We start from the raw sequence: 17,717 nt of genomic DNA, 5'->3' as shown, positions 1-17,717 counted from the left end.
ACGGAGCCGCGCCCGACCTCGCGTCCCCCGCTCGGCGGAGAGCGCGGGGCGGGGCGGGCAGCCGGTGCAGGCGCGGTGGACGCGCAGAGCCCGGCCCGCGGCGGCTCAGCCCGCGAACGCCCCGCGGTACGCCCGCGCCGGGTGCGTCGCCGGCAGCTCGTCCGTCCCGAACAGCTTGCGGCGCAGCGTCCCCTCGGCGTACTCGGTCTGCGCGAGGCCCCGCTCCTGGAGCACCGGCATCACCCGGTCGACGAACTCCTCGTAGCTGCCGGGCAGGATCCAGTTGACGACGTTGATCCCGTCGATCCCCGCGTCGCGCCAGCCCGCCAGGTGGTCGGCGATCTGCTCGGGAGTGCCGACGACCCGTCCGCGCAGCTTCGCCGAGAGCCGGGCCAGGTCGCGGACGGTCGGCTCGCGGTCGGGGGAGGCGTCGCGGATCCACTGCAGGTGGCTCTGGCCGGCGTAGGTCTCGATCGCCGAGAGCGGCAGGTCGGGGTCGAGCTTCTCGCCCGTCGCCGGGTCGAAGCCGAGGTTCGAGTGCACGAGGAAGGCGTCGGAGGAGAGGTACTCGTCGATCTCGCGCTCGGCGCGGCGCGCCTCCTCCTCCGTGTCGCCGGTGATGAAGGAGAGCCCCAGGTAGAAGGAGGGCGCACCCGCTCCGCGACCGGCCGCCGCGGCGAGGGCCCGCGTGTCCTCGATCAGCTCGCGGGTCTTCTCCGGCGACCCCGAGAACACGAACTGCGCCTCCGCGTTCCGCGCGGCGAAGCGCCGGCCCGCGGGGGAGGAGCCGGCCTGGAAGAGCACGGGCGTGCGCTGGGGCGACGGAGCCGAGAGGTGCGGCCCCTGCACGCGGTAGCGCTTCCCGACGTGGTCGATGCGGTGGATGCGCGCCGGGTCGGCGAAGGAGCCGCTCTTGTCGCGCAGGAGCGCGCCGTCGTCCCACGAGCCCTCCCACAGCTTGTAGACCACGTCGAGGTACTCCTGCGCCCAGGCGTAGCGCTCGTCGTGCTCCTCGAGCCGGTCGTAGCCGAAGTTGCGGGCCGCGCCGTCGAGGGCGCTGGTGACGATGTTCCAGGCGATCCGCCCCTTCGAGAGGTGGTCGAGGGTCGAGACCTTCCGGGCGAAGTCGAACGGATGCGACTGCAGCACCGAGCTCGTGAACGCGAAGCCGAGGTGCTCGGTGCTCACCGCCAGGGCCGAGAGCAGCACGGACGGGTCGTTGCTGGGCAGCTGCAGCCCCTCGCGGGCGTTGACGTCCCAGTCGCCGTCCGCCGGACCGTAGAGCCCCGCCACGTCGGCGAAGAACATCGCGTCGAAGCGGCCGCGCTCCAGCGTCCGGGCGAGGTCGATCCAGAGCTGCACGTCGTCGAACTCGTGCTGCCGGGCGTCGGGGTGGCGCCAGAGGCCGTGCTGGATGTGGGAGGCGGTGTTCATGACGAACGCGCAGAAGCGCAGCGGGCGGGGCTCGGTGATCACGCTCCCAGGCTAGGCCGGGCGCCTCCCACCGGTCTCGAACGACTCCGCGCGTAGGGTGTCCGACTGTGGAATCCCGCATCCCCGAACCCGCGCACGCCGTCCCTCCGCTGACGGATGCCGTCGCCGAAGCGCTCGACGCCACCACCGTCGCCGAGATCCGCGCTCTGCGCGACGACTTCGCGCGCTTCATGCTCCAGTACAAGTTCGGGATGGACGAGATCGTCACGAAGGTGTCGATCCTGCAGGAGGAGTTCCGCGAGCTGCAGGAGTACAACCCGATCGAGCACGTCACGAGCCGGCTCAAGTCGGCCGACAGCCTGATCGAGAAGATCGAGCGCAAGGGCTGCGAGACGACCTTCGAGGGCATCGCCGACGCGATCACCGACATCGCCGGCGTGCGGATCACCTGCAGCTTCGTCTCGGACGTCTACCGCGTCTTCGACCTGCTCACCTCGCAGTCCGACGTGACGGTGCTCGAGGTGAAGGACTACATCGCCGAGCCGAAGGAGAACGGCTACAAGAGCCTGCACGCGATCGTCGAGGTGCCCGTGTTCCTCTCCGGCGGATCCGTCGACGTCTGCGTCGAGGTGCAGTTCCGGACCATCGCGATGGACTTCTGGGCGAGCCTGGAGCACAAGATCTACTACAAGTACGACCGCCAGGTCCCGCAGGAGCTCCTCGACGGCCTCGCCGACGCGGCCCGCACCGCCGCCACCCTCGACGCCGACATGGAGCGCCTCCACCGCCAGGTCCGCGGCCCGCTGCCCGGGGCGCGCACCTACGACGTCTGACGCGCCGCCCCACGCCCCCGATCGGGCGCCCCGACTCCGGCCGATCGAGCAGCCCGCGCAGCGGGCGTCTCGAGATCCCCCTACGGAGTCAGCAGCGGCAGCAGCGCCAGCAGCAGCACCGCGGAGCCGTTCAGCGTCGCGTGCGAGACGATCGCCGCTCCGAGCCGCCCGGTGATCGTCGCGATCCAGCCGTGCGCGAGTCCCGCGGTGACCGTCGTCACGCCGAGCGTCACGATCGTCGCCGCGTTCACCATCTGGTGCCCGTGCAGCAGGGCGAAGACCGCCGTGGACGCCAGGATGCTGAACATCATCGCCCAGACGCGGCGGCCGCGGGTGGGCGGCGCCGACTCCGCGGAGCCCCGGAGCATCCGGTTCCGCACCGCGCGCATCACGACGCCGCGGCAGAGGACCTCCTCGACCAGCGGCGCGACGACGACGGGGATGAGGACCGAGCTCAGCACGAACCACAGCGGATCGGGGTCGATGTCGAGGTTCCCCTGCGCGTCCTGGAGGAGCGGAGCGAACGCGGCGAGCACGAACAGGATCACGACGCGCACCGCGATGCCGAGCCCGATCCCGATGGGCACGTCGATCCAGCGGAACCGCAGCCCGAAGTCGGCCGCCATCGTGCCCAGCCCGCGCAGCCGAGACGCCGCGAACGGGACGATCAGCGCGACGAGGTAGCTCGCGAGCGCCCCCGCGAAGGCGAGTCCGGCGGAGTAGGGGAGCACGCCGAACCCGAACAGCAGGATGAGCACGGCCAGCGGCAGGACGATCCCGACGATCGTGAGCACGGCGGTCGGCAGGCCCCAGCGGACCCGAGGATCGGGCAGGTAGAGGAGGGAGGAGTAGGGCGCGTGGACCGAGGGGAGGGGCTCGGCCGGCCACGACGTCGTCGCAGCGGAGTCGGGCGCGAGCGTCGCGGGATCGGGCGGCGGGAAGGCGTCGGGTTGCATGGCCGGGCCAGCCTACGCAGACCGCCTGGACGGGATCCGGGCTGCCGTCACTGCTCGGCGCGGTCCGGATCGGCAGGACGGGCGCACGTAGCGGATCGCGGCGGCGGGGACCTCCGGGTACGAAGAAACCCCCGCCATGTAGAAGCTAGGCGAGGGTTCCAGTGGCTCCGACGGGCGTCGATCCCGTGACCTCACGATTTTCAGTCGTGCGCTCTACCAACTGAGCTACAGAGCCGTTGCGACGTGATGTCGCTGGAGAGGTGATCTCCTGAAAAAGGCCCTTCCTCTCGGAAGGGCCTCTTTGCGACCCTGACGGGACTTGAACCCGCGACCTCCGCCGTGACAGGGCGGCACGCTAACCAACTGCGCTACAGGGCCTCGTTGCGAAGACAAGCATACTGCCTTCGAGGCTGTTCTATTTTCACGCCCCGACCCTCTCGAGCCGGTGCACTTTCCGGTGGTGCTGGTACTTCTGGTGGTGCTGGTAGTACCGACCCATCCGTGACCCCAACGGGATTCGAACCCGTGCTGCCGCCGTGAAAGGGCGGTGTCCTAGGCCACTAAACGATGGGGCCGGAGACTCGCGGGGCGACCCTGCGGCCGACCCCCCATGACTACCGACACGCAAGCATAGGGGGCTGCGGCGCAGGATGCAAAATCGACGGTTCCGCAGGCGGCGTGCACCCCGTCCGGGGTTGACCCGGGTCTAGGAGATCGGGCAGGGCCGCGGTTAGGGTGGGGCGGAATCGCTCTTCCCCCCACCCGCGCGCCGGAGCCGCACCGCCGCGGAGGGAGGGCCCCCTATCCCCGAGGTCCCATGCCCCACTCCCTGCGCCGTCCGCGTCCCGCCCGCCTCCCCGGCGCGCCGCGACTCGGGCGACTCCGAGGTGCTGCCCTGGCCTCCGCCGTCGTCGCGCTCGTCGCCGGCCTGCTCGTCGCCACTCCCGCCCAGGCGGTCGAGTACCCGTCGTGGGCCGACGTCGAGGCGGCGAAGGGCGACACCGCCGCCGCCGCCGCTCAGGTCGACCGGATCACGTCCCTGATCGGCGACCTCCAGAGCGAGGTCGCCTCCGCCCAGCAGCTCGCGCAGCAGCGCGGCGACGAGCACTTCGCCGCTCAGCAGGCGTTCGACGAGGCCTCGGACCAGTCGAAGAAGCTCGAGGACCGGGCCGCCGCCAGCGCCGAGGAGGCCGACAAGGCCTCGCAGCAGGCGGGCCTGCTCGCCGCGCAGCTCTACCGCAGCACCGGCACCGACCTGTCCGTCAACATATTCCTCGACCAGAAGGCCGGCCAGGCCGACCAGCTGCTGTCGAAGATCGGGAGCATGACCAAGCTGGTCGAGCGCTCCTCCGCGATCTACGAGCAGGCCAGCACCGCCCGCAACACCGCGTCCTCCCTCGCCGACCAGGCCGAGGTCGCGCAGGCGGAGCGCGAGCGCCTCCGCGTCGCCGCCGAGCAGAAGCTGGCCGAGGCGACCGCCGCCCAGGAGGCGTCCGAGGCCGCGCTCGCCGAGCAGCAGGAGCAGAGCGTCGTGCTCGAGCAGCAGCTCGCCGCGCTCCGCGACACCGAGTCGAAGACCGTGGCCGAGTACGAGGCCGGCGTCGCCGCCCGCGAGGCCGAGCGCCTCCGGAAGCTCGCCGAGGAGGAGGCCGCCCGTCAGGCCGCCGCCCAGGCCGAGGCCGCGCGCCGCGAGGCCGCTCGGGCCGCAGCCGCATCCAGCGGCGGCAGCGGTGGCGGTGGCGGTGGCGGGTACGTCGCCCCCTCGGGCGGCGGCGGCTCCAGCGCCGTCAGCGACTCCGGCTGGGTCCGCCCTGCCGGAGGCCGCATCACCGGCACCTTCGGCCCGCGCGACAGCATCTCGACCGGCGGAGGATCCTCCGGCTCGTACCACCGCGGCACCGACCTCGCGGGCGGCTGCGGCATCCCGATCTTCGCGGCGCACAGCGGCACCGTCTCCTACGCGGGCCCCAACGGCACCTACGGCAACTGGGTTCTGATCGACCACGGCAGCGGCATCAGCACCGGCTACGCCCACATCATGTCCGGCGGGATCTACGTCCGCGTCGGCCAGCAGGTCCAGGCGGGCGAGCAGATCGCCGCCGTCGGCTCGACCGGCGCCTCCACCGGCTGCCACCTGCACTTCGAGACCCGCGTCAACGGCTCCGCCGTCGACGCCCAACCTTTCATGGCCCAACGAGGAGTCACCCTTGGCTGACGCACAGACGACCGCACGCACCTTCACCCCGGCACCCCGGGAGCGCGCCTGGAAGGGCCGCCTCCCGCTCGTCATCTCCGCCGCCTTCGCGGTCACGGCGGTCACCGCGTCCCTCGGCATCACCCCGGCCCTCGCCGACGACGCGAAGTACCCCACGTGGGACGACGTGCAGAACGCCAAGAAGGACGAGGCGAGCAAGCAGGCCGAGATCGACTCGATCACGGGCCTCATCGCGAGCCTGCAGACCGCGGTCGACGAGAAGTCGATCACCGCGATGAAGAAGGCCGAGGCCTGGCGCCAGGCCAAGGAGGCGCTCGACGCCGCTGCGAAGGCCGTCGCCGACCTCGAGGAGAAGGCGACCACCGCCTCCGCCAAGGCCCAGACCTCGAAGATGCGCGCCGGCCTGCTGGCCGCGCACCTCTCTCGCGCCGCCGGCGGCGACCTCTCCGCCAGCCTCGTGGCCAAGGGCAAGGACGCGGGCGACCTGCTCTACCAGCTCGGCGCGATGTCGCAGCTCTCGGAGCAGTCGCAGAAGGTCTACGCCGACGCCCTCGCCGACAAGCAGAACGCGGAGTCGCTCGGCGACCAGGCCGACCGCGCCGTCACCGAGCACCAGGCGCTCTCGGACGAGGCCGACGCCGCCCGCAAGGACGCCGACGCCGCCGCCGAGTCGGCCCGCGCGTCGCTCTCGGCGCAGGAGGAGAAGTCGCAGGAGCTGGTCGCCCAGCTCGCGCTGCTGAAGGACTCCTCGGTCGAGGCCGAGACCCAGTACCTCGCGGGCGAGCAGAAGCGCCAGGCCGACGAGGCCGCCGCTCAGGCGCAGGCCGAGGCGGAGGCCGCCGCTCAGGCGCAGTCCACCGCCCGCTCCGCCCAGCAGCAGTCCTCGGCACAGGCCGACACCGCCGCCCCGTCGCGTCAGACCGCGTCCCTCCCGCAGCCCGCCGCGCCGCAGCCCGCGCAGCAGCAGCCCGCTCCTGCTCCCGCCCAGCCCGCTGCTCAGCCGGTCGCCCAGCCGGCGGCTCAGCCGCTCCCGCAGCCGGTGACCGCTCCGGTCCTGGTGCCGACCAGCGGCGCCGTCGAGAACGCGATCTCGTACGCGATGGCTCAGCTCGGCGAGGAGTACGTCCTCGGCGGCATGGGCCCGGACCAGTGGGACTGCTCGGGCCTCACCAAGGCCTCGTACGCGTCCTCGGGCATCTACATCGGCACCCACTCGGCGACGAACCAGTACAACACCATGGCCGGCGCCGGCAAGCTCGTCCCCTACAGCCAGCGCCAGCGCGGCGACCTGATCTTCTGGGGTGGCGGCGGGGACTACTACCACGTGGCCATCTACCTCGGGAACAACCAGATCATTGAGGCCGCCGACTACGGCAAGCCCGTGCGCATCTGGAACACCTGGGGCACGCCCGCCGGCATGGTCGGCCGCCCGGCCGCCTGAGCCGCGGCCGCACAGCACAACGAGAGAACCCCCTCCTGTCGAGACGACGGGAGGGGGTTCCTTCGTTGATGCGAGGGGTCAGTGACCCTCTTCGGCCAGCTTCTTGATGCCGTCCTGGACGATCTGCTCCGCCTCGGCGGCGTCGCCCCACGCGTCGACCTTGACCCACTTGCCGGGCTCGAGGTCCTTGTAGCGCTCGAAGAAGTGCTTGATCTCGTTCTTCGTCTGCTCCGGGACGTCGCCGATGTCCTGGATGTGCTGCCAGCGCGGGTCCTTCGCGGGGACCACGATCACCTTCGCGTCGGAGCCGGCCTCGTCGCTCATGTTGAGCACGCCGACCGGGCGGACGGAGACGCCCACGCCCGGGAAGACGGGGTACTCGAGCAGCACCAGCGCGTCGACGGGGTCGCCGTCGAGGCCGAGGGTGTTCTCGAAGTACCCGTAGTCCGTCGGGTAGACGAAGGAGGTGAAGAGCACGCGGTCGAGGTAGACGCGACCGGTCTCGTGGTCGACCTCGTACTTGTTGCGGCTCCCCTTGGGGATCTCGACGACGACGTCGTATGCGGCCATGCTCTCTCCTTGAGTCGGTGGCGCCGTGAGCGGCGCATCGGCGGACGGATCGGCCTCCGGAACGCTCGCGCGGGTGCGCGCGCGGGAGGGGCGGATCGCTGGCATTACGTTACTTGATGTGCCCGATCGCCCCCGCCTGACCCCCGCCGTCGCCGATCTGCGGCGGGCGGTGCGCGAGAGCCTCGACGGGCTCGACCCCGGAGCGCTCGTGCTGGTCGCGCTGAGCGGGGGAGCGGACTCGCTCGCGCTCGCGGCGGCGGTCGGCTTCGAGGCCCCGCGGGGCGGGAGGCGGGCCGGCGCGGTGATCGTCGACCACGGGCTGCAGGAGGCGTCGGCGGAGGTCGCGCGGCGGGTCGCGGAGCAGGCGCACGGGCTGGGGCTCGCGCCGGTGCTGCGCGAGGTGGTGACGGTGTCCGCCGAGGGCGGTCCGGAGGCGGCCGCCCGCAGCGCGCGCTACCGCGCCTTCGACGACGCGCTGACCGCGACGGGCGCCGCCGCGATCCTCCTGGGCCACACCCTCGACGACCAGGCCGAGACGGTGCTGCTGGGCCTGGCACGAGGAGCCGGTGCGGCCTCGCTGCACGGGATGGCGCCGGTGAGCGGGCCGCTGAGGCGGCCGCTCCTGGGCCTGCGGCGCGAGACGACCCGCCTCGCCTGCGCCGACCAGGGGCTCGTGCCGTGGGACGACCCGCACAACGACGACCCCCGCTACTCGCGGGTCCGGGTGCGGAACCGCGTGCTGCCCGTGCTGGAGGACGAGCTCGGGCCGGGAGTGGCGCAGGCCCTGGCGCGCACGGCCGAGCAGCTGCGGGAGGACGGGGACGCGCTCGACGCGCTCGCCCTCGACTGGGCGCTCGAGCTGGTGGGCCAGGACGAGGCGGGGCACGTCACGGTCGACGCGCGCGGGCTCGCCGCGGACCCGCCGGCGCTGCGGCAGCGGATCATCCGCCTGGTCGTGGCGAACGAGTTCGGAGTCGCGCTCTCGCGCTCGCAGACGCTGGCGGTCGCCGCGCTGGTCACCGACTGGCACGGCCAGAAGGGCGTCGACCTCCCCGGCGTCCTCGCCACCCGCCGCGGCACCACCCTCGTCTTCGCACCCGCGGCCCCCTGACCCCGTCCCCGCGACGCCGGTCCCCGCGAGACGCCCGGCCCCTCCCCGCGAGACGCCGCTCCGGCACGCGACTCGCCGACGGAGGTGTACGAGAGCGGAGTCTCGCGGAGGGGAGACGGGGGCCGGGCACCCGTAGAGTGGCCGGGTGGAAGCAGCCGACATCGCCGACGACATCACCGAGGTCCTCTACACCGAGGCCGAGATCCACGAGCGGATCCGCGACCTGGCCCGCGCCATCGAGCGCGACTACGCGGGCGAGAACCTGCTCATCGTCGGGGTGCTGCGCGGCGCCGTGATGGTGATGGCCGATCTGGCCCGCGAGCTCAAGCTCGACATCGTCATGGACTGGATGGCCGTCTCGTCCTACGGGAGCGGCACCAAGTCCTCCGGCGTCGTGCGGATCCTGAAGGACCTCGACTCCGACATCACGAACCGCAAGGTGCTGATCGTCGAGGACATCATCGACTCCGGCCTCACGCTCTCGTGGCTGCAGGGCAACCTCCGCAGCCGAGGCGCCGAGTCCGTCGAGATCTGCGCGCTGTTCCGCAAGCCCGCGGCCGCCAAGGTCGAGGTCGACGTGGCCTACGTCGGCTTCGACATCCCGAACGAGTTCGTGATCGGCTACGGGCTCGACTACGCCGAGCGCTACCGCAACCTCCGCGATGTCGCCGTCCTCGCCCCGCACGTCTACGAGTAGCCCCGCGGACACCGCGCAGGAGAGCCTCGAGCGGCTCTTCGCGGTGCCGCTGCTGGGCTACCACATGAGCTACCCGACCTCGCTGCGGGCCGACCTCGAGTTCAACTACTGGTGGCTCGCGCACGCGATCGACGCGGCCGTCGACGCCTTCGCGCGCACGGGCGACGAGGCGCACCTGGAGCGGGCCCGGCGGATCCACCGCGCGATCCGCCTCCGCAACGGCGGGCGCCTGGTCAACGGCTACTTCGACGACATGATGTGGCTCGGCGGCGCGCTCGCCCGCCTCGGGGAGGCCTCCGGCGACCCGCGGTTCCTCGACCGGGCCGACCGCCTCTGGCGCTTCGCCGTCGCGAAGGGCTGGAACCTCCGGCACGGGGCGAGCCTCGCCTGGCGCCGCCGGCAGCTGGACTACAAGAACGCGCCCGCGAACGGCCCGTTCGCGATCCTCGGCGCGCGCCTGGAGCGGCTGCGGCCCGACGGCCGGGAGGAGCTCTCGCGCGCCGCCCTCGACTGGATGCACGTGCGCCTCCGCGACGACGACACCGGCTTCGTCGCAGACGGCATCGGCCGCGAGGGAGGTTCCGCGCGCGACGACTGGGCCTTCAGCTACAACCACGCCGTGTACATCGGCGCGGCGCTCGCCCTGCACCGCCTGCGGCCCGACCCCCGCCTGGTCGCCCACGCCTCCCGGACCGCCGAGGACCTGATCGACCGGCTCGCCCCCGACGGCGTCTTCGTCGACCAGGGATCGGGGGACGGCGCCCTGTTCGGCGGCATCGCCTACCGGCACCTCGTCGACCTCGCCACGACGAGCGGAGTCGCGCCCGCGGTGGCCGCCCGCCTCCGCCGCTTCGTCGCCGGCAGCGTCGCCGCGCTGCAGAGCTCGAGCGTCCGTCGCGGCGTGCTGCTGGCCGGGCCCCGCTGGGACGCGCCTCCGTCGCTGCCCGCCACGCTCTCGGCCGAGATCGGCGCCGTGCTCGCGCTGGAGGCGTCAGCGCGACTGGACCGGTCGCCGGTGCCGTCAGACTGACGGGGTGAAGGCACCCGAGAAGCGCACCGTCGCCGTCGTGATCAACCCGAGCAAGTTCGACGACGTCGGCGCCGCGGAGGACCTGGTCGCGACGATCGCGCGCCGCCACGGCTGGAACGAGCCGCTCTGGTTCGAGACCAGCCCGGGCGACTCCGGTGCCGCCGCGGCCCGCGCCGCACTCGAGGCGGGCCCGGACCTGGTCTGCTCGATGGGAGGCGACGGCACCGTCCGCGCCGTCGCCACGGTGCTGCGGGGGACCGGCGTCCCCTACGGCCTGCTGCCCAGCGGCACGGGCAACCTCCTCGCGCGGAACCTCGGGATCCCGCTCGGCTCGCTGCCCGAGGCGGTCGAGATCGCCCTGCTCGGGCAGGACCGCGCCATCGACGTGGGCACGGCCGCGTTCGACGACGGCGAGGAGCGGGTGTTCATGGTGATGGGCGGGGTGGGCCTGGACGCCGAGATCATGGACAAGACGGACGAGGAGCTGAAGAAGCGGGTGGGCTGGGGCGCCTACTTCGCGGCGGGGGCGCCGGCGATGTTCAAGGCCGGATTCGAGGTGACCCTGACGATCGACGGCGCTGAGGAGCCTCCGCAGCGCTGCTTCATGGTGCTGGCCTGCAACTGCAGCTCCGTGGTCGCGAACATCGAGCTGGCCGCCGGAGCCGTGCTCGACGACGGCGACCTGGAGCTGGTGCTGCTGCGTCGGCGCTTCGGCCTCGCGCTGGACGTGGCGACCGGCAACCGCAACGGGCTCGCCTCGCTCCGGCAGTGGCCCGGCCGCGAGTTCTCGTTCGAGCTGGACCAGCCGGTGCTCGCCGAGCTGGACGGCGATCCGGTCGGCCGCACCCGCTCCGGGCGCTTCGGCGTGGATCCGGGCGCCCTGCTCGTGCGCCTGCCGGTGCCGACGCCCCGGAGCCCGGGACTGACTCCGCACGACTCGGTGATCGTCGACACGTCCGCCATCTCGACGCTGCTCCCGGAGCCGCCCTCCTCCTGACGCTTGCGCGCTCTTCTTTACGGTTGTAAGTTATCTGACGGACGTAAAGAAGGCGCTCCTTGCGCCGGGAAGAAGGACCCCGTGACCGATCCGCGGCTCACCCGCTCGCGCGAGCTCCTGCTCACCGCGATCACGACGGCCCTCGACCGCCCGGGCGACGACCAGCCCTCCATCACGGAGCTCTGCGGCGCCGCGGGCGTCAGCCGCCCCACGTTCTACCAGCACTTCGGCGATGTGCCGTCCCTGATCGAGGCCGCCGCGGTGGAGCGGATGCACGCGCTGTTCGGCGACGTCGCTCCCGGCACCGCCCCCGCCGACTGGGAGGGCGCGGTCCCCCGCATCGTCCGCGGGCTCCTCGAGGGCCTGCTCGTGCACGCCGACTTCTACCGCCGCGTGCTGAGCGGAGGCACGGCCCGCGCCGTGCAGGAGTCGGTCGTCGCGTTCCTCGCGCAGCGGCTCCTCGCCTTCTCGCCCCTCGCCGAGCGCGGATCGGGCGGCGGCGACCACGCACGCGTCGAGCGCTTCGCCGTCCTCCTCGCCGCCGGCACCACCTGGCTTGTCGTCGGCTGGCTCCTCGACGGCGACGCCCGCCGTCCCGCGGCCTCGGCCTCCGCCGACATCGCCGAGCTCCTCGTCACCGGAGTCGCCTCGCCGCGGCTCGCCGCCCTGCACTCCACGAAGTAGAAGGACCATGACCACCTCCCCGCTCCGCCGCGCCCTGCGCGCCGTGAACCCGCGCCTCGTCGTCGTCTTCGCCGCGATCGCGCTCATTCCGCTGATCTACGCGGGACTGCTGACCTCGGCCAACCTCGATCCCACGCACCACCTCGACACGGTGCCCGCCGCGATCGTCAACGAGGACACCGGCGCGACCGCCTCGGACGGCTCCGCGCTCGCCCTCGGCGACGACCTGACCGAGCAGCTCACCACCGACACGTCCGGCTCGGACTTCGCCTGGACGGCGACCGGTGCCGACGAGGCGTCCCGCGAGCTCGCCTCCGGCGACGTCCTCGCCGTGCTGACGGTGCCGGCCGGCTTCTCGGCCGACGTCGCCTCTGTCGGCGGCGACGACCCCGCCGCGGCCGTGCAGGCGAAGCTGTCGATCGAGACGAACGACGCGGCCAACCTGATCGTCGGCAACATCGCCTCCACCATCGGCACCACCGTGACGAAGACGCTGGAGGAGAAGGTCGGCGCGACCTACCTCGAGAACGTCTACCTCGGCTTCACCGACGTGCACTCCAGCCTCGAGCAGGCCGCCGACGGCGCCGCTCAGCTGGCGGACGGCGCCGGGACCGCCGCGTCCGGCTCCTCCGAGCTGGTCGTCGGGCTCGCGCAGCTGCAGGACGGCACCGCGCAGCTGGCGACCGGCGCCGACTCCCTCCGCTCGGGCGCGGGGAGCGCGGCCTCCGGAGCGTCCGACCTCTCGTCGGGACTCCAGCGGATCGCGAGCGGGACCGGGCAGCTGCCCGACCAGGCGGCGGCGCTCGACACGGGAGCCCGCACGGTCGCCGACGGCGCCCAGCAGCTCGACGGCGGAGCGGCGTCGCTCGCCTCGGGCGCCGCCGACCTCGCCGCGGGGACGTCGACCCTGAAGGACGGCGCGGCCTCGGCGGCGTCCGGCGCCGAGGCGCTGGCCACCGGGTCCGCCTCCCTCTCCGACGGAGCGGGGAAGGCCCTCGCAGGAGCCCAGCAGCTCGCGACCGGCGCGGGAGCGCTCGCGACCGCCACTCCGCAACTCGCCACCGGGGCCTCCGGCGTCGACTCCGGCCTCGCCTCCCTGCTCTCGCGGTACGACTCGCTGTCCGATGCCCAGCGTGTGGCCGAGCTGACCGCCCTCGAGCAGGGTGCGGCCGCTCTCGCGGGCGGAGCCGCCTCGGCGGACGCGGGCGCGCAGACGCTCGCCTCCGGTGCGACCGCGCTCGTCGGCGACGACGGCAGCGGACTGACGGCGCTCGCCGCCGGTGCCGCCACGGTCTCGGGCGGAGCCTCCGACCTCGCGACCGGCACCGCCGCTCTGTCCACCGGGGCGACCTCCGCCGCCGACGGCGCCCAGAAGCTGCAGACCGGTGCGCAGGCCCTCGCCCAGGGAGCTGCGACCCTCGACGGCGGAGCCGCGCAGGTCGCCGGCGGAGTGGACACCCTCTCCGGCGCGGTCGGCCCGCTCACCAGCGGCATCGCCTCCGCGGCCGCCGGCGCCTCCGACCTCGCCTCCGGGACGGCCGCCCTCGCGACGGGCGCCTCGGACCTCGCGGACGGCGCCGAGACCGCCGCGACCGGCTCGGCCGACGCGGCCACCGGTTCGCGGGACCTCGCCGACGGGATCGACTCGCTCGCCTCCGGATCGCGCACCCTCGACACGAAACTCTCGGACGGCGCGGACGACGTGCCCACCTACACCGGCGAGCAGGCTCAGGAGCTCAGCACCGTCGCGGCCGCCCCGGTCGGGATCGACGCCGAGCGGATGAACCGCGTGCCGTCCTACGGCTACGGCCTCGCCCCCTACTTCATGGCGCTCGCGCTCTGGGTCGGCGCGCTCGCCTTCTACCTGATGAGCGCCCCGCTCAGCTCCCGCCTCCTCGCCGCGCGCCGTCCCGCCTGGGTCATCGCGCTGCGCAGCTACCTGCCCGGCGCGCTGATGGCGGTCGCCCAGGGCGTCCTGGCCGCGCTCGTCATCCGCTTCGGAGTGGGCGTCGAGGCGTCGAACCTGCCCGGGCTGATCGGGATCGCCGTGCTCACGAGCCTCACCTTCGTGGCGATCAACCAGGCGCTGATCGCGCTGCTGGACGCCCCGGGCCGGTTCCTGGCGCTGCTGATGATCGTGCTGCAGCTGTCCTCGGCCGGAGGCACCTACCCGGTCGAGACCGCTCCCGCCTTCTTCCAGGCGATCCACGGCGTGCTGCCGCTGACCTGGACGGTGGAGGCGTTCCGCTCGCTGATCGCCGGCGGCAGCATCGGAGTCGCGCACGCGGTCCTGGTGCTCGTGCTCTGGCTGGTCGGGGCGCTCGCCGTGACCGTGCTGGCCGCCGCCCGCCGCCGCCGCGGCCTCGTGCCCGCCCTCCGCGACCCGGAGCCCCTCCTCGAGTCGGCCTGACCCGGGCCGGGCGGGCCCGATCCGTCCGCGCCTGCTGCCCCTCGTCGCGGCACGCCCCGCCCGGACACCTTCGCCCCCTCCGAGACCGCAGTAGTCGTCGCTGTCGAGCTCGAGTGCGACAACTCCTGCGCTCTCGCGGCGCGCCCCGCTCGAACACCTTCGCCTCCTTCCCGAGACCGCAGTAGTCGTCGCTGTCGAGCTCGAGTGCGACAACTCCTGCGCTCTCGCGGCGCGTCCTGCTCGGACACCTTCGCCTCCTTCCCGAGACCGCAGTAGTCGTCGCTGTCGAGCTCGAGTGCGACAACTCCTGCGCTCTCGCGGCCCGTCCTGCCCGTGAGACATCCGCCTCCACCCGCAAGGCAGAGGACGCGGACCGGGGAACGCGTGCCAGCGTTTCCCGGCAGTCCGACGCACCCCGCTCCGCGGAACGCACCATCTCGCGAAGCCGACCGCGCGCGGGGATGCGGCCCGCCGCATCCCCGCCGGACGGTGCCGACGCGTGCCAGCGTTTCCCGGCAGTCCGACGCACCCCGCTCTGCGGAACGCACCATCTCGTGGAGCCGACCGCGCGCGGGGATGCGGCCCGCCGCATCCCCGCCGGACAACACAGCCCGCGGCTGTTCGGCCCACGGCGAACGCGTGGGCGGCGCTCAGAGTGCGGGAGGTAGCCTGGCAGCCACAATCTCCTCGTCAGAAAGGCGCCGGGTGTCGCACCCGCAACAAGCATGAACGTGAAGCGCATCTTCCGGGGTCCCATCCTCTACGTCGTCCTGGCGATCGTCGCGGTGTGGATCGGCTCCTCGCTGATCACCATGTCCGGCTTCCGGCCGGTCACGACGCAGGAGGGTCTCGACCTCCTGAAGGACGGCAAGGTCGACTCGGCGAAGATCGTGGACGGCGAGCAGCGCGTCGATCTCACGCTCAAGCAGGCCGACGGAGACAACGGCACGCAGGTGCAGTTCTACTACGTGGCCCCTCGCGGCGCGGAGGTCGTCGACGCGGTGTCCGCGGCCGATCTCGGCAGCACCGGCTACAACGATGAGGTCCCGCAGACCAACTGGTTCCTCTCGGCTCTCGGCTTCCTGCTCCCCATCCTGCTGATCGGCGCATTCTTCTGGCTGATGCTCTCGGGCATGCAGGGCGGCGGCAACCGCGTCATGCAGTTCGGCAAGTCGAAGGCGAAGCTCGTCTCGAAGGAGTCGCCCAAGGTCACGTTCGGCGATGTCGCCGGCGCCGACGAGGCGATCGAGGAGCTGCACGAGATCAAGGAGTTCCTCAAGGAGCCCGCGAAGTTCCAGGCCGTCGGCGCCCGCATCCCGAAGGGCGTCCTGCTCTACGGCCCTCCCGGCACCGGCAAGACCCTGCTGGCGCGCGCGGTCGCGGGCGAGGCGGGCGTCCCCTTCTACTCCATCTCCGGATCGGACTTCGTCGAGATGTTCGTCGGCGTCGGCGCGAGCCGTGTCCGCGACCTGTTCCAGCAGGCGAAGGAGAACTCGCCGGCCATCATCTTCGTCGACGAGATCGACGCCGTCGGCCGCCACCGCGGCGCCGGGATGGGCGGCGGTCACGACGAGCGCGAGCAGACCCTCAACCAGCTGCTGGTCGAGATGGACGGCTTCGACGTCAAGACGAACGTCATCCTGATCGCGGCGACGAACCGCCCCGACATCCTCGACCCCGCACTGCTGCGTCCGGGCCGCTTCGACCGCCAGATCGGCGTCGACGCCCCCGACCTGCTCGGCCGCAAGCGGATCCTCGAGGTCCACGGCCGCGGCAAGCCGCTCGCCGGCGGAGTCGACCTCGAGGTCGTCGCCCGCAAGACCCCGGGCTTCACCGGCGCCGACCTGGCCAACGTCCTCAACGAGGCCGCACTGCTCACCGCCCGCTCCAACGCGCAGCTGATCGACAACCGCGCGCTCGACGAGGCCATCGACCGCGTCATCGCGGGGCCGCAGCGCCGCACGCGGGTCATGCGCGACAAGGAGAAGCTGATCACCGCCTACCACGAGGGCGGACACGCTCTGGCGGCGGCGGCGATGCGCCACACCGACCCCGTGACCAAGGTCACGATCCTTCCGCGCGGTCGCGCCCTCGGCTACACGATGGTGCTCCCGCTGGAGGACAAGTACTCCACGACCCGCAACGAGCTCCTCGACCAGCTCACGTACGCGATGGGCGGCCGCGTCGCGGAGGAGATCGTCTTCCACGACCCCACCACCGGAGCGTCGAACGACATCGAGAAGGCGACCTCCATCGCCCGCAAGATGGTCACCGACTACGGCATGTCCGCGAACGTCGGAGCGGTCAAGCTCGGCCAGTCGTCGGGCGAGATGTTCCTCGGCCGCGACATGGGCCACCAGCGCGACTACTCCGAGCAGATCGCCGAGACGGTCGACGCCGAGACGCGCCAGCTCATCGAGCAGGCGCACGACGAGGCGTGGCAGGTCATCAACGACAACCGCGACATCCTCGACCGCCTCGCGATGGAGCTGCTCGAGAAGGAGACGCTCGACCACGACCAGCTGGCCGAGATCTTCAAGGACGTCCGCCGCATCGACGAGCGCCCGCAGTGGCTCTCGAGCGACAAGCGCCCCCTGTCCGACCTGCCGCCCATCGCGGTCCCGGTCGCCAAGGCGCCGATCGACTCGGGTGCGACCGACGGGGGAGTCTCCTCCGCTGGTGCCGACGAGGTCGCGCCGAAGCGCCCGCCGCTGATCAACCCGCGCCCCGCGACGGCGTAGCGCGCGCGTGCCCGTCGACAAGGCGCGCATCGAGGCGGCCGTCGCCGAGATCCTCGCGGCCATCGGGGACGACCCGGGCCGCGAGGGACTCCTCGATACGCCGCGGCGGTTCGCCGAGGCGTACGAGGAGTTCTTCGGCGGGTTCGACGACGACGCCGCGGCCCAGCTGACCGAGACGTTCGCGGTGGTGGAGGGCGGCCAGGAGTCGCCGCTCGACCAGACGGTGATCGTGCGCGACCTCGCCTTCCGCTCCGTCTGCGAGCATCACCTCCTGCCGTTCCTCGGCGTCGCGCACATCGCCTACCGGCCGCGCGAGCGGGTCGTCGGCCTCGGCCGGCTGCCGCGCGTGGTCGAGACGGTCGCGTCGCGACCGCAGATTCAGGAGCGGATGACCGAGCAGATCGCCGACGCGCTCGAGCAGGGCCTCGCTCCCGAGGGAGTGCTCGTCGTGGTCGACGCCGAGCACGGCTGCGTGCGGATGCGCGGGCCGCGCCAGACCGCGAGCTCGACCGTGACGGTCGCCGCCCGCGGCTCCCTCGCCGACCCGGCCGCCCGCGCCGAGATCGTCGCGCTGATCGGCGCCGCGCGGGGGGAGTGA

Annotated in this window: 14 protein-coding genes and 3 tRNA genes; 11 read left to right on the top strand and 6 right to left on the bottom strand. The window is 72.7% G+C overall.

Translation table 11 applies throughout. The annotated features are described in order from the left end of the window. Positions 1-105: 105 nt before the first annotated feature. On the bottom strand, positions 106-1,434 hold the full coding sequence (locus C5D50_RS01235; RefSeq protein ID WP_374953130.1) for an NtaA/DmoA family FMN-dependent monooxygenase: 1,329 nt from the start codon (positions 1,432-1,434) through the stop codon (positions 106-108). 230 nt (positions 1,435-1,664) lie between these two features. Here C5D50_RS01235 and C5D50_RS01230 point away from each other — a divergent pair, with 230 nt between their 5' ends. Further along, positions 1,665-2,267: a GTP pyrophosphokinase family protein gene (locus tag C5D50_RS01230; protein WP_104234325.1), complete on the top strand. Its 603-nt coding sequence runs from the start codon at positions 1,665-1,667 to the stop codon at positions 2,265-2,267. 80 nt (positions 2,268-2,347) lie between these two features. Here C5D50_RS01230 and C5D50_RS01225 read toward each other — a convergent pair whose 3' ends face one another. The 4 genes from C5D50_RS01225 to C5D50_RS01210 all read right to left on the bottom strand — a co-directional run bounded on the left by C5D50_RS01225 (position 2,348) and on the right by C5D50_RS01210 (position 3,798). Further along, positions 2,348-3,223 carry a CPBP family intramembrane glutamic endopeptidase gene (locus tag C5D50_RS01225; RefSeq protein ID WP_104282510.1) on the bottom strand — a complete coding sequence of 292 codons (876 nt, stop codon included), beginning with the start codon at positions 3,221-3,223 and terminating at the stop codon, positions 2,348-2,350. Between the two features lie 162 nt (positions 3,224-3,385). Next, a tRNA-Phe gene (locus C5D50_RS01220) sits at positions 3,386-3,458 on the bottom strand. A 69-nt stretch (positions 3,459-3,527) separates the two neighbouring features. Beyond that, positions 3,528-3,601, bottom strand: a tRNA-Asp gene (locus tag C5D50_RS01215). Positions 3,602-3,725: 124 nt separating this feature from the next. Next, a tRNA-Glu gene (locus C5D50_RS01210) sits at positions 3,726-3,798 on the bottom strand. A gap of 242 nt (positions 3,799-4,040) precedes the next feature. Between C5D50_RS01210 and C5D50_RS01205 the strand changes: the two genes are divergently transcribed. Further along, positions 4,041-5,438 (top strand): peptidoglycan DD-metalloendopeptidase family protein, encoded by a 1,398-nt coding sequence (locus tag C5D50_RS01205; RefSeq protein WP_104282508.1) that lies wholly within the window; start codon positions 4,041-4,043, stop codon positions 5,436-5,438. Next, positions 5,431-6,879 carry an NlpC/P60 family protein gene (locus C5D50_RS01200; RefSeq protein WP_244229573.1) on the top strand — a complete coding sequence of 483 codons (1,449 nt, stop codon included), beginning with the start codon at positions 5,431-5,433 and terminating at the stop codon, positions 6,877-6,879. The genes C5D50_RS01205 and C5D50_RS01200 overlap by 8 nt, the downstream gene beginning before the upstream one ends. A 78-nt stretch (positions 6,880-6,957) precedes the next feature. Here C5D50_RS01200 and ppa read toward each other — a convergent pair whose 3' ends face one another. Then, positions 6,958-7,449, bottom strand: a complete 492-nt coding sequence (gene ppa, locus C5D50_RS01195; protein WP_068255683.1) for an inorganic diphosphatase — start codon at positions 7,447-7,449, stop codon at positions 6,958-6,960. 118 nt (positions 7,450-7,567) lie between these two features. Here ppa and tilS point away from each other — a divergent pair, with 118 nt between their 5' ends. The 8 genes from tilS (at position 7,568) to folE (ending at position 17,717) form a co-directional block, all read left to right on the top strand. Continuing rightward, positions 7,568-8,560, top strand: a complete 993-nt coding sequence (tilS, locus tag C5D50_RS01190; protein ID WP_104282507.1) for a tRNA lysidine(34) synthetase TilS — start codon at positions 7,568-7,570, stop codon at positions 8,558-8,560. 145 nt (positions 8,561-8,705) lie between these two features. Further along, positions 8,706-9,257, top strand: a complete 552-nt coding sequence (hpt, locus tag C5D50_RS01185) for a hypoxanthine phosphoribosyltransferase (protein ID WP_104224109.1) — start codon at positions 8,706-8,708, stop codon at positions 9,255-9,257. After that, positions 9,223-10,287 carry a glycoside hydrolase family 76 protein gene (locus C5D50_RS01180; protein ID WP_104282506.1) on the top strand — a complete coding sequence of 355 codons (1,065 nt, stop codon included), beginning with the start codon at positions 9,223-9,225 and terminating at the stop codon, positions 10,285-10,287. The genes hpt and C5D50_RS01180 overlap by 35 nt, the downstream gene beginning before the upstream one ends. Positions 10,288-10,291: 4 nt before the next feature. Beyond that, complete coding sequence (locus C5D50_RS01175; protein ID WP_104226014.1) at positions 10,292-11,284, top strand: diacylglycerol kinase family protein; 993 nt, start codon at positions 10,292-10,294, stop codon at positions 11,282-11,284. Positions 11,285-11,365: 81 nt separating this feature from the next. Then, a complete protein-coding gene (locus C5D50_RS01170; RefSeq protein ID WP_104248069.1) occupies positions 11,366-11,968 on the top strand; it encodes a TetR/AcrR family transcriptional regulator in 603 nt (200 codons plus the stop codon). 7 nt (positions 11,969-11,975) lie between these two features. Next, complete coding sequence (locus C5D50_RS01165) at positions 11,976-14,378, top strand: YhgE/Pip domain-containing protein (RefSeq protein ID WP_104288916.1); 2,403 nt, start codon at positions 11,976-11,978, stop codon at positions 14,376-14,378. 725 nt (positions 14,379-15,103) lie between these two features. Further along, positions 15,104-17,119 carry an ATP-dependent zinc metalloprotease FtsH gene (gene ftsH, locus C5D50_RS01160; protein WP_104224104.1) on the top strand — a complete coding sequence of 672 codons (2,016 nt, stop codon included), beginning with the start codon at positions 15,104-15,106 and terminating at the stop codon, positions 17,117-17,119. A 7-nt stretch (positions 17,120-17,126) separates the two neighbouring features. Then, the gene (gene folE, locus C5D50_RS01155; RefSeq protein ID WP_104282504.1) at positions 17,127-17,717 is read left to right on the top strand and encodes a GTP cyclohydrolase I FolE; all 591 of its coding nucleotides are present in this window, start codon (positions 17,127-17,129) and stop codon (positions 17,715-17,717) included.

Origin of the sequence: Rathayibacter sp. RFBD1 (assembly GCF_002932915.1) — a bacterium.
GTDB lineage: Bacteria > Actinomycetota > Actinomycetes > Actinomycetales > Microbacteriaceae > Rathayibacter.
The sequence above is the reverse complement of the archived record's forward strand: the minus strand, read 5'-3'. Positions and strand labels throughout refer to the sequence as shown.

Excerpts from the sequence above, each read along its gene's own strand:
- C5D50_RS01230 (WP_104234325.1), top strand. The coding sequence starts at position 1,665 with ATGCTCCAGTACAAGTTCGGGATGGACGAGATCGTCACGAAGGTGTCG.
- C5D50_RS01225 (WP_104282510.1), bottom strand. The coding sequence starts at position 3,223 with ATGCAACCCGACGCCTTCCCGCCGCCCGATCCCGCGACGCTCGCGCCC.
- C5D50_RS01205 (WP_104282508.1), top strand. The coding sequence starts at position 4,041 with ATGCCCCACTCCCTGCGCCGTCCGCGTCCCGCCCGCCTCCCCGGCGCG.
- ftsH (WP_104224104.1), top strand. The coding sequence starts at position 15,104 with ATGAACGTGAAGCGCATCTTCCGGGGTCCCATCCTCTACGTCGTCCTG.
- C5D50_RS01180 (WP_104282506.1), top strand. The coding sequence starts at position 9,223 with ATGTCGCCGTCCTCGCCCCGCACGTCTACGAGTAGCCCCGCGGACACC.
- C5D50_RS01165 (WP_104288916.1), top strand. The coding sequence starts at position 11,976 with ATGACCACCTCCCCGCTCCGCCGCGCCCTGCGCGCCGTGAACCCGCGC.
- ppa (WP_068255683.1), bottom strand. The coding sequence starts at position 7,449 with ATGGCCGCATACGACGTCGTCGTCGAGATCCCCAAGGGGAGCCGCAAC.
- C5D50_RS01235 (WP_374953130.1), bottom strand. The coding sequence starts at position 1,434 with ATGAACACCGCCTCCCACATCCAGCACGGCCTCTGGCGCCACCCCGAC.